The sequence below is a fragment of the Aeromicrobium sp. genome (genome assembly GCF_036676885.1).
In the GTDB taxonomy this organism is placed as follows: domain Bacteria; phylum Actinomycetota; class Actinomycetes; order Propionibacteriales; family Nocardioidaceae; genus Aeromicrobium.
Genome location: NZ_JAKFCB010000062.1, coordinates 1 through 9,396, shown reverse-complemented (window position 1 = coordinate 9,396; position 9,396 = coordinate 1). Strand labels below are relative to the sequence as shown.

Here is a 9,396-nt window from a genome sequence, read left to right as displayed (position 1 = left end):
AACGGCCGACGAAGCGTACGTCCGCACCGAGGTGCCCGAGCCACGCCGCGACGTTGGCCGCCGAGCCGCCTGCGGTCATCCGGATCTCCGAGACGGTGTCGCTCGCGGGGTTGACCGTGCCGAGCGGGCGTACGCCGATGTCGTCGACGACATCACCGACGACGAGGATCACTGCGCCGACCTCATCGCGACGCCCAAGACCGGGCGATCTCGCCGGCGACCCGGATGTTGTTCTCGGCGATCTTGAGGTTGACGGCCAGGCTCTCCCCGCCGGTCAGGTCGACGATCGTCTGCAGGAGGAAAGGCGTGACCTCCTTGCCGGACAGCCCCCGCTCGTCCGCCATGCGGAGCGCGTCGGCGAGGGCGCGGTCGTGCACCGCGGGGTCGAGCTGCTCGGCGACCGGGAGCGGGTTGGCCACCAGGATCGCGGCGGGCTGACCCAGCTCGTCGCGTGACGCCATGACGTCCGCGACCGCTGCCGCGTCGGGCACCGACCAGTCGAGCTCGAAGCCCGAGTCGGTCAGCCAGAAGCTGGGGAACCTGCTCGTGCCGAACCCCAGCACGATCACGCCGAGCGACTCCAGCCGTTCGAGGGTCGCCGGGATGTCGAGGATCGACTTCACGCCGGCCGAGACGACCGTGATCGGCACCTCGGAGAGCACCTTGAGGTCGGCGGACTCGTCGAACGTCTCGGCTGCCCCGCGGTGCACACCGCCGAGGCCGCCCGTGGCGAAGACCCGGATGCCGGCGAGATTCGCGATGTACGAGGTCGCTGCGACGGTCGTGGCACCGCTGCCGCCGCGGGCCAGCACGATCGGCAGGTCGCGGACGCTGAGCTTGGGGACGTCCTCGCCCGCGATGCGGACGAGCTCCTCGTCGGTGAGCCCGGCCTTGAGCTCGCCATCGAGCACCGCGATCGTCGCCGGGACGACACCCATACCGGTCAGGATCGCCTCGAAGGCGCGAGCCGCCTCGAGGTTGTCGGGGCGCGGCAGGCCGTGGGAGATGATCGTCGACTCGAGCGCGACGACCGGCGTACCGGCGTCCAACGCAGCTGCCACGGCGGGGGAGACGCTCAGGGGAAGACTCACCGCGTCAGCCTATCGACGCCCCAGCCCGGAGCGGTGACTTGGCGTCCAGCGCCGCCGAGGTCTTGGGCCCTAACTCACCGCCGAAGAACCCGCGCGAAAGTCCTCCGAGAAAAGTTGCAAGACCTGGCGGCGCCGATGCTCCTACTTCTGAGCAAGCAACACCACCGACTTCCAACAGCAGCATCACACCCACAGGAGAACGACATGAACAGCACGATCCGCAACCTGATCATCGCCGCCCCGCTGGCCACCGCCGCCCTGACCATGGTGCCGACCAGCGCCATGGCCACGGAGGGTCCGGTCAACATCATCGCGCAGCCGCACACCGATCCTCAGCCGCTCGACAACATCGCCATTCCCGAGCCGGAGCCGGCCGAGCCCATCGACAAGATCGCGGCCCCCAAGCCGAAGCCGCCGGTCGGACCCGACGACAAGGTCGCACCCAAGCCGAAGCCCACGCAGCCCGACGGCCCGGACGTCATCACGAACCCGGAGCCCTGCCCGACCCACGGCGACTGCGGCGACGACGACAAGGACGGACCCGGCAACGGTGGCGGCGACGACAGCTCGGACGAGACCGACAAGGTCAACAAGATCCAGGCCGACGACACCGTCGAGGTGCCCAGCCGGATCGACGCCGGGCTGGCCGCCGAGCAGTCCGACGGCAGCCTCGACCTGGCCTGGCTGCTGGCCGGCGGAGCACTCGTGACCGCGTCCGGCGCAGCGCTCGCGCTCCGCGCCCGCAAGCGTCAGACCGCCTGACCGTACGCAGAAGGGCCCCGCACCGATCGGTGCGGGGCCCTTCTCGTGCGTCAGATCTCGGTGCGGTGGAAGTTGGCGTGCGAGCGCGAGGCCGTGGGTCCGCGCTGGCCCTGGTAGCGCGAGCCGTACTTCGCGGATCCGTACGGGTTCTCGGCCGGCGAGGTGAGGCGGAAGTAGCAGACCTGGCCGATCTTCATGCCCGGGTAGAGCTTGATCGGCAGCGTCGCCACGTTGGCGAGCTCGAGCGTCACGTGGCCCGAGAAGCCCGGATCGATGAAGCCGGCCGTCGAGTGCGTCATCAGGCCGAGTCGGCCGAGCGAGGACTTGCCCTCGAGGCGCGCGGCGATGTCGTCGGGCAGGGTCACCAGCTCGTACGTCGAACCGAGCACGAACTCGCCGGGGTGCAGGATGAACGCCTCGTCATTGCCCACCTCGACCTCGCGGGTCAGGTCGGACTGATCTGAGGCGGGGTCGATGTGCGGGTACTTGTGGTTGTCGAAGACCCGGAAGAACTTGTCGAGTCGCACGTCGATGCTGGACGGCTGGATCATCTCGCGGTCGAAGGGCTCGAGCGCCACGCGCCCGGCATCGATCTCGGCGAGGATGTCGCGGTCGGAGAGGAGCACGAGTCGAAACTAACGCATGGGGCTTCGGTAGTCTGTTCTCGGTCGCTTCGACGACCGCGCCGATGTAGCTCAATGGCAGAGCGCTTGCTTCCCAAGCAAGACACGCGGGTTCGATTCCCGTCATCGGCTCTCTGCTCCGGCGCGGAGCGCCTCCGCCAGAGAGCCGATCCCGCGGAATCGAGTGGGCCCCTCCGACGCAGCGACTCCCTCGCGGCGAAGCCGCCCCCAGGAGCTGCCCGCAAAGGGATCCCGTCATCGGCTCGACATGCACGAGGATGACCGCATGCCTCAGATCGTCCACACCGTTCTCTTCGACCTCGACCCTGAGCAGACGGCGGCTGTCACCGCAGCCGTCGAGGCCTTGCGCGGGCTCCGGTCCCTCCCCGGCGTGACGTCGATGTCGGTCGGGTCGAACGTCAGCCCCGAGAGACTCGCGCAGGGCTACACACATGCATTGGTCGCGGTGTTCGCCTCAGCCACTGACCGGGATCACTACCTCACGGCGCCGGAACATCTCGCTGCCGTCGACCTGCTCCAGCCCTGCATGCGGCGTGTGGCCGTCGTCGACATCGAGGACTAGCAGTCACCACGCACGCCGCACGGTGGCCTTCGTGCCCGTCACCAGGCTCTGCGCCGGTACGTCGTCGGCCACGACCGCGCCCGCGGCGATCACGGCGTCGCGGCCGATGGTGACTCCGGGCAGGATCGTCGCGCCGGCGCCGATCCATACGTTCTCGCCCACGTCGATCGGCCCGCCGGTCAGCCACACTCGCCGATCCACCGGGTCGACCGGGTGGCCTCCGGTGATGAACGTGACCTTGGGGGCGATCATGACGCGCTCGGCGAGCCGGATGCCGGCGTAGTCCAGGAACGTGCATCCCTGGTTGATGAACACCCGCTCGGCGATGTCGAGGTTGAGCCCGTGGTCGGTGTAGAACGGCGGATAGATCGTGACGCGCGGCGGAAGCGGCCGACCGAGGATCTGCTCGAACAGCTCAGCCTTGCCGACCTCGTCCTCGAACGGCAGGACGTTGAGGCGCGACGTCAGCGCGGTGACCTCCAGGACCCGTTCGGACATCGCCTTGAACTCCGGGCTGTCGATCCGCATCAGGAAGTCGTCAGGCATCCCACGATGATCCCGGAGCCCTGGAGAACCGAGCGGCCGACACGCTCCAGGCACCCCGTCGCCGAGAACATGCAGCCGCCCCCTGACTGGAGGAGAGCAGGGGGCGGCCACGATCAAGGGGCAGCTACGAACGGGCCCACTGCTGGTTGGGCTCGCCGTTGCAGTACCAGACGTCGACCGCCGTGCCGTTGCCCGTGCCGCCGCCCGCGGCGTCGAGGCAGACCGCCGGGTTGCCGACGCTCGAGACCGACAGGTCGACGTTGAGTTCCCAGGCCTGGTTGGCCGCGCCGGTGCAGTCCTCGATCGTGACGGGGCTGCCAGCGCTGGAGCCGTCGCCGCCGATCGTCATGCACTTGTTGCCGTAGACCGTGAGCTGCTTGTCGGCGGTCCAGTCCCACGACTGGTTGCCACCCCCGTTGCAGTCCCACAGGTCGAGGGCCGTGCCGTTCGCCGTCGAGAACCCCGGCACGTCGACGCAACGGTTGCTGGCCACGCCGCGCAGCACCTCACCCGGAGGCGCCGGCGGCAGGTCATTCATCGGCTCCTGCTTCAGCAGGCCCCAGCCCCACTGCAGCTGAGCCAGGCCGCTCTCGCTGTTGACCTCGAGCTGGTCGCCCACGCGCGTCGTCATCGAGTACGCGTCGCCGTCCCGCAGCCCCGGCCAGTAGACGATGCCCATGCCCTGCTCCCGCGCCGTCTGGGTGAGCGCACCGAGGTATGACGTGTAGACGTTGCCCTCGTGGTTGCCATAGTTGAGCCCGGTCGTCATCGGCGATCCGGCCTCGTCGATGATCGTGCGCCATCCGTGCTCGCCGATCCGCGGCCGCAGGTTCGCCAGCCACGCCTCCTCAGTCGTGTCGGAGGCCCAGAACCCGTAGAAGTGCAACGACAGCAGCGTGCCCTTGAGCTCGGGCGCCGCGCCGACGCCGGTCACGTTGTCGTTGTAGCCCGTGCCCGAGATGACGACCCGCTTGCGCGGCACGTCGCTGTGCCGGTCCAGCCACGACGAGGTGAGGGAGACCCACTCGTCGAGCGAGTAGCCGAACGGCTCGTTCATCGGCTCGAAGTAGACCCGCGGGTTCTTGCCGTACGCACGGACGACCTCGTCCCACATCGCGTCGAAGGCCTGCTGGTCGTCCGCTCGACCGTCCTTGGCGTTGTTCGCCTCCCAGTAGCTCAGGATGACCTTGAAGCCGTTGTCCACCGAGGCGTCGATCGCGGCCTGGTACGCCTTCCACCACTGTGTCCCGACGCTCGAGGGGTTGATCGGCAGCCGGACCGTGTTGGCCTTGAGCTCCTGGCGGAACTCCGACACGATGCCCGTCGCCTTGTCGTACGTCGTGGCGTAGTCGTCCTCGGCGCTCAGCCCGGACGGGACGACCTCGTCGGCCGCGTAGTTGTCGCGCGGGTCCGCCCAGTTGACGCCGCGGAACTCGCTCGTGCCCGCGGGTCCCGTCGTGGGCGCGGCATCGGCAGGCGTCATGAGGGTGACACCGACGAGCACACCGGCTGCGAGGACTGACGCCGCGATCGCCCCCGAGGCGATGCGGTGTCGGACCCTTCTCAGATGGCTGCCCTGCCGGGATTGGAGTGATGGTTGCGTAAACATCATCGAGAAGAGCCTTCCTTGTTTGCGTAAACATTGGGCGGTGTGACGACCGTCTCACTCCCCTCTTCGATCCGTCAACCCCCGAAAGACACCCGACGCCGCGCGCGGCGCATCGGGACAAGGCGTCTGATTGAATGGCCGACATGACCCAACCTCCGCCCATACCCGCGGGCGCCGACCAGCCGCTGACCACCATCGGTGACATCGGTGTCTCACAGACCTCGGTCTGGCTGCCCACGGGTCAGCACCCCGTACGCGGGACGACGTGGATGGTGTCTGACATGTCTCGTCAGGAGGAGAAGATCTCCACCGTGGGCATCGTCTTGGCAGTCGTCGGGCTGTTCTTGATCTGCATCCTCAGCCTGTTGTTCCTGCTCCTCAAGGACAAGCGGACCACGGGCTACATCCAGGTCACGGTTCAGGGTGATGGCTTCCACCACGCCGCAATGATCCCGGCAACGTCGCCGGCGACGTTCGCGCAGGTCATGCAGCAGGTGAACTGGGCCCGCGGCGTCGCGGCCGCGGCATAGTCGCTGGCCGACGCCGGTGGGCCACAGCGGCGGCGATCACCGCGATCGCGAGCGTCAGGACGACCCAGCTGATCCCGTACGGCCGGTTCAGCACGGTGTCGTTGCCCGGCTTGCCGCCCTGGCCCGACAGCACGTTGATGAACGCGACCGTCAACGTCGCCCAGACGAGGAAGGCGACCCCCGCGACCGCCCGCGCGTGGCGCGGCAGCACCCGAGCGGCGATGACGCCGATCAGCACGGTGATCGGCGCGATCACCGCGTCGTGCACGATCACCCCGCCGAGGAGCCACGTGCCCATCGACACGAGCTGCTCCGCCGTGAAGTCGCGCATCAGCCAGACTCCCCAGAGTCCGAAGCCGACCCCGGCGACGAGCAGCAGCGCACGCCCGACCCTCATGCCTTCACCTCGAGGCGCCGGACCCACTTGGTCTGCAGGACGCCCGGCCGGTTGGGGGCGATGATGCGGCACGGGTAGCCGTGGTCGAGGCTGAGCTGCTCGCCGTTCAGCTCGAGCGCCAGCAGCGTCCGCGGATCCCGCACGAAGTCGGCCGGCAGCTCGGACGTACGGAACGCGCCGCGGGTCTGCATCGACCGCACCGTGACCGCCGATCCTGCCGGCGCATCGACGAGGGCGATGAGATCCCGGATCGCGACCCCGGTCCACACGGCACTCCGGCTCCATCCCTCGACGCACGCGATCGGCAACCGATGCGTACGTTGTGGCAGCCCGGCGAGCTCCTCGCGAGTCAGCGAGACGGTACGGCCGCCGGCCACGATCTCGAGCGCGAAGCCGGGATCGCTGGCGGCCTCGACGGCTCCAGCGGCGCGCGCGGTGCGGTTGATCGGCAGCCCCTGGGGCCCTTCGCCGTCGCGTACGCCGAACACCGAGACCTTGCGCAGGAACGGCACGGTCTGGCCCACCGTGAGCAGCAGCGCCAGGCCGGAGGCCGCCGTCACGCCACGCAGCACCGCCCGGCGACTCGGCGCATCGGGATCCGTGACGACCTCGTCGTCGACCGAGGCGCCCAGTCCTTCCCGGATGACGGGCAGCTTGACCGCGATGTGCACCAGCAGCGACCCGATCGCGACCCAGGCCACTGCCTCGTGCGTACGCCGGAAGCTGAACTCCCACGGATACCACTGCGCGATGTTGAGCAGGCCGCTCGCGAGCTGGAAGATCGCCGACGCCACCAGCACGCCGACCGAGGCCCGTTCGAGGAGGTCGACGAGCTGGTCCCGGCGCGCCCTGGGTGGCCGGAGGAAGAACCGGGGATAGACCGACCACAGCTTGACCAGCAGGAGCGGGATCGTGGCGATGCCGGTGGCGACGTGCACACCCTGGGTGACCCGGTAGAGCCACGCCGGGTTCGGCCCGATCGGCAACCATCCCGGCGACGTGTACTGGTAGTGGCTCCACACGCCCGTCAGGAAGCAGATGCCGAACGCGATGCCCAGAGCCACCCCCACCCGGGCGGTCGTCGCCGGGCCGCGGGACCTGGCGTGGAAGTCCTCGGGCCGCGGGATCCGCCTCTCGATGTCCTCGACCCGCGGGAGCCTCATGCCGAGCTCCGGACCATCGACGCCGCATGGCGGCCACCGACGCTGCGGGTCCCGACGACTCGCAGACCGGCCCGCGCCGCGACGTCGCCGATCGCGTCCAGGCCGACCACGGCCCACTCGAAGGTCGCCGACAGCCGGCCCTCGACCCGCAGCCGGCGGTGCTCGTGGACGAACCCGGTGCCGGCGGCGGCCACCTCAGCGATGACCGTTCCGCTGGGATTCAGCACATCGCGTAGGCGGGTCAGCAGGCGTACGGGGTCACCGCCGATGCCGAGGTTGCCGTCCGCCAGCAGCGCATATGCCCACCGACCCTGGCCCGGGACGACGCCGAACACATCTCGCCGCAACGCGAGCGCGCCTCGCACGCGGGTCTGGCGGATCGCTTCGCTCGACACGTCGATACCCATCGCCGGGATCTGCCGCGCGGCGAGCTCGGCGACAAGCCGCCCGGGGCCACAGCCGATGTCGATCGTCGCCGCGTCGCACGGCTCGATGAACAGCTCCCGGTCGACCCAGTCCGGAGCCGACGACCACTGCCCGACCTCGAACGGCTGGGTACGCCCGACATGGTCCACGACGTGGGTCACCTTGCCGGCGAAGGCCTCGTCGTACGCCGAGACCGCGTCGAACGTGAGACTCATGCGGTCACCCGCACGCTCTGCACGACGTCGGCGAGACGGGAGAGCGGGATGCCGTCGGCGATCGCGCATGCGTCGTCCCACGTGTCCATGTCGCGCACCTCTCGCAGGCATACGACGTCACCGCCCAGGGCGCGTTCGGTCTGCTCGGCGGTGTCATCGACCGACATGCCGACGCCGGCCAGGACGGCTGCCGCGCGCGGATCGGGCAGCCCGAGGAGCCACCAGCCGCCGTCGGCCGCCGGCCCCATGACGCGAGCGCCCGCGCGGACCGCGGCGCCGGCGTCGAGGTAGTCCCGCACCGTCAGCTGCGGAGTGTCCATGCCGACCTGCACGACGCCGCGCCCGCCGTCGGCATCCGCGTGCGCGTACGCCAGTCGTTCGCCGAGGCCGTCACCGCGCTGGCCGATGACCCGTACGCCCGACAACGCGTCAGCGAGCTCGTCGGCGCACACAGCATCGCCGAGGTCACCGGTCATCGCGACGACGACCGGCCAGCCGACCGCCGCGACGGTGTCGAGCGTGTCGAGCAGGGCGGCTGCGGCCAGCTCGGCGGCGAGCTGGTCGCCGACCGATGCGGCGATGCGCGTCTTGGCCAGGCCGGGTACGGGAGCCTTGGCGACGACCAGCAGCGTGGGGACGTTCATCGGAGCACCATGGCGAAGTCCCGCACGACCCGGGCCGTGCCGCGCACCGAGCCGGACACCTTGGACTTCGTGCCGGCCGCCCGACGCTCGTACGCGATGTCGATCTCCCGCACGGTCCACCCGGACCGTGCGGCACGCAGCATGAGCTCGAGCGGGTAGCCGAACCGCCGATCCTCTACGCCGAGTGCCAGCAGGTCGTCCCGGCGGCACACCCGCATCGGCGCCAGGTCGTGGATCGGGAACGCCGACCGGCGGCGGATCCACGTCGCCAGCAGCAGTGTCCCGGCGCGGGCATGCCATGGCCAGACCCCGCGAGTCACGGGTCGACGCCGGCCGACGGCCATCGTGGCGGCCCCGGAGCGTACGAGGTCGAGCATCGGCACCAGGTCGGTCAACCGCATCGACGCGTCGCCGTCGATCACCGCGACGTGCTCGGCTTCCGCGGCGAGCATCCCCGCGTGGACCGCGGCCCCATATCCGGGCCGCGCCTCGGTGACGACATGAGCACCGAGCGATCGGGCCACGTCTGCGGTCTCGTCGGTCGAGCCGTTGTCGACCACGATGACGCGCCACCCCGGCGGCACCTCGGCGAGCACGACCGGCAGCGCGGCGGCTTCGTCCCGGCACGGGATCACGACGTCGCAGGTGTTCATGCCCATGGTTCGACGCTAGGGGCGCCAGTGCTTGGTCACCATACGCACGGCGATGACGGACCCGTGACGTCCGTGCCGGCGAACCACTCGGGAAGTCCGGCCGGACCTAGGCTGACCATCGTGTCCATGTCCCTGTCCTCCACCCGCGCAGCCG

General features: G+C 69.8%; 13 protein-coding genes and 1 tRNA gene. 4 read left to right on the top strand and 10 right to left on the bottom strand.

Annotation, left to right across the window (positions count from 1 at the left end):
• Together V6M46_RS19590 and V6M46_RS03510 are read right to left on the bottom strand one after the other, a co-directional pair.
• On the bottom strand, positions 1–172 hold a 172-nt coding region (locus V6M46_RS19590; RefSeq protein ID WP_442880435.1), incomplete at its 3' end, for a PfkB family carbohydrate kinase.
• A 10-nt stretch (positions 173–182) separates the two neighbouring features.
• A complete protein-coding gene (locus V6M46_RS03510; protein ID WP_332662383.1) occupies positions 183–1,091 on the bottom strand; it encodes a pseudouridine-5'-phosphate glycosidase in 909 nt (302 codons plus the stop codon).
• A 204-nt stretch (positions 1,092–1,295) separates the two neighbouring features.
• Between V6M46_RS03510 and V6M46_RS03505 the strand changes: the two genes are divergently transcribed.
• Complete coding sequence (locus V6M46_RS03505) at positions 1,296–1,853, top strand: hypothetical protein (protein WP_332662382.1); 558 nt, start codon at positions 1,296–1,298, stop codon at positions 1,851–1,853.
• 50 nt (positions 1,854–1,903) lie between these two features.
• On the opposite strand, the gene dcd is transcribed toward V6M46_RS03505, so the two are convergent.
• Positions 1,904–2,479, bottom strand: coding sequence for a dCTP deaminase (dcd, locus tag V6M46_RS03500; protein ID WP_332662381.1), 576 nt, complete (start codon positions 2,477–2,479; stop codon positions 1,904–1,906).
• Between the two features lie 58 nt (positions 2,480–2,537).
• Here dcd and V6M46_RS03495 point away from each other — a divergent pair.
• A tRNA-Gly gene (locus tag V6M46_RS03495) sits at positions 2,538–2,608 on the top strand.
• Positions 2,609–2,762: 154 nt separating this feature from the next.
• Positions 2,763–3,059 (top strand): Dabb family protein, encoded by a 297-nt coding sequence (locus tag V6M46_RS03490; RefSeq protein ID WP_332662380.1) that lies wholly within the window; start codon positions 2,763–2,765, stop codon positions 3,057–3,059.
• 3 nt (positions 3,060–3,062) lie between these two features.
• Here V6M46_RS03490 and V6M46_RS03485 read toward each other — a convergent pair whose 3' ends face one another.
• Positions 3,063–3,605, bottom strand: a complete 543-nt coding sequence (locus V6M46_RS03485; RefSeq protein WP_332662379.1) for a DapH/DapD/GlmU-related protein — start codon at positions 3,603–3,605, stop codon at positions 3,063–3,065.
• Positions 3,606–3,729: 124 nt separating this feature from the next.
• The gene (locus V6M46_RS03480) at positions 3,730–5,088 is read right to left on the bottom strand and encodes a ricin-type beta-trefoil lectin domain protein (RefSeq protein WP_332662378.1); all 1,359 of its coding nucleotides are present in this window, start codon (positions 5,086–5,088) and stop codon (positions 3,730–3,732) included.
• A 269-nt stretch (positions 5,089–5,357) separates the two neighbouring features.
• On the opposite strand from V6M46_RS03480, the gene V6M46_RS03475 reads away from it, so the two are divergent.
• Entirely contained in the window at positions 5,358–5,744 is a 387-nt protein-coding gene (locus V6M46_RS03475) for a hypothetical protein (RefSeq protein WP_332662377.1), read from the top strand.
• On the opposite strand, the gene V6M46_RS03470 is transcribed toward V6M46_RS03475, so the two are convergent.
• Genes V6M46_RS03470 through V6M46_RS03450 form a run of 5 tightly spaced genes read right to left on the bottom strand, consistent with a single transcriptional unit; the run spans position 5,698 to position 9,248 of the window.
• Entirely contained in the window at positions 5,698–6,141 is a 444-nt protein-coding gene (locus V6M46_RS03470; protein WP_332662376.1) for a hypothetical protein, read from the bottom strand. The genes V6M46_RS03475 and V6M46_RS03470 overlap by 47 nt on opposite strands.
• Positions 6,138–7,304, bottom strand: a complete 1,167-nt coding sequence (locus V6M46_RS03465) for a molybdopterin-dependent oxidoreductase (RefSeq protein ID WP_332662375.1) — start codon at positions 7,302–7,304, stop codon at positions 6,138–6,140. Before V6M46_RS03465 ends, V6M46_RS03470 begins: the two co-directional genes overlap by 4 nt.
• The gene (locus V6M46_RS03460) at positions 7,301–7,945 is read right to left on the bottom strand and encodes a methyltransferase domain-containing protein (RefSeq protein WP_332662374.1); all 645 of its coding nucleotides are present in this window, start codon (positions 7,943–7,945) and stop codon (positions 7,301–7,303) included. The genes V6M46_RS03465 and V6M46_RS03460 overlap by 4 nt, the downstream gene beginning before the upstream one ends.
• Positions 7,942–8,589: a TIGR04282 family arsenosugar biosynthesis glycosyltransferase gene (locus V6M46_RS03455; RefSeq protein WP_332662373.1), complete on the bottom strand. Its 648-nt coding sequence runs from the start codon at positions 8,587–8,589 to the stop codon at positions 7,942–7,944. Before V6M46_RS03455 ends, V6M46_RS03460 begins: the two co-directional genes overlap by 4 nt.
• Positions 8,586–9,248, bottom strand: a complete 663-nt coding sequence (locus tag V6M46_RS03450) for a glycosyltransferase family 2 protein (RefSeq protein WP_332662372.1) — start codon at positions 9,246–9,248, stop codon at positions 8,586–8,588. Before V6M46_RS03450 ends, V6M46_RS03455 begins: the two co-directional genes overlap by 4 nt.
• Between the last annotated feature and the right edge of the window lie 148 nt (positions 9,249–9,396).

Coding starts and splice junctions, on each gene's coding strand:
- V6M46_RS03505 (WP_332662382.1), top strand. CDS start 1,296: ATGAACAGCACGATCCGCAACCTGATCATCGCCGCCCCGCTGGCCACC.
- V6M46_RS03490 (WP_332662380.1), top strand. CDS start 2,763: ATGCCTCAGATCGTCCACACCGTTCTCTTCGACCTCGACCCTGAGCAG.
- V6M46_RS03485 (WP_332662379.1), bottom strand. CDS start 3,605: ATGCCTGACGACTTCCTGATGCGGATCGACAGCCCGGAGTTCAAGGCG.
- V6M46_RS03480 (WP_332662378.1), bottom strand. CDS start 5,088: ATGACGCCTGCCGATGCCGCGCCCACGACGGGACCCGCGGGCACGAGC.
- V6M46_RS03475 (WP_332662377.1), top strand. CDS start 5,358: ATGACCCAACCTCCGCCCATACCCGCGGGCGCCGACCAGCCGCTGACC.
- V6M46_RS03470 (WP_332662376.1), bottom strand. CDS start 6,141: ATGAGGGTCGGGCGTGCGCTGCTGCTCGTCGCCGGGGTCGGCTTCGGA.
- V6M46_RS03465 (WP_332662375.1), bottom strand. CDS start 7,304: ATGAGGCTCCCGCGGGTCGAGGACATCGAGAGGCGGATCCCGCGGCCC.
- V6M46_RS03460 (WP_332662374.1), bottom strand. CDS start 7,945: ATGAGTCTCACGTTCGACGCGGTCTCGGCGTACGACGAGGCCTTCGCC.
- V6M46_RS03455 (WP_332662373.1), bottom strand. CDS start 8,589: ATGAACGTCCCCACGCTGCTGGTCGTCGCCAAGGCTCCCGTACCCGGC.
- V6M46_RS03450 (WP_332662372.1), bottom strand. CDS start 9,248: ATGGGCATGAACACCTGCGACGTCGTGATCCCGTGCCGGGACGAAGCC.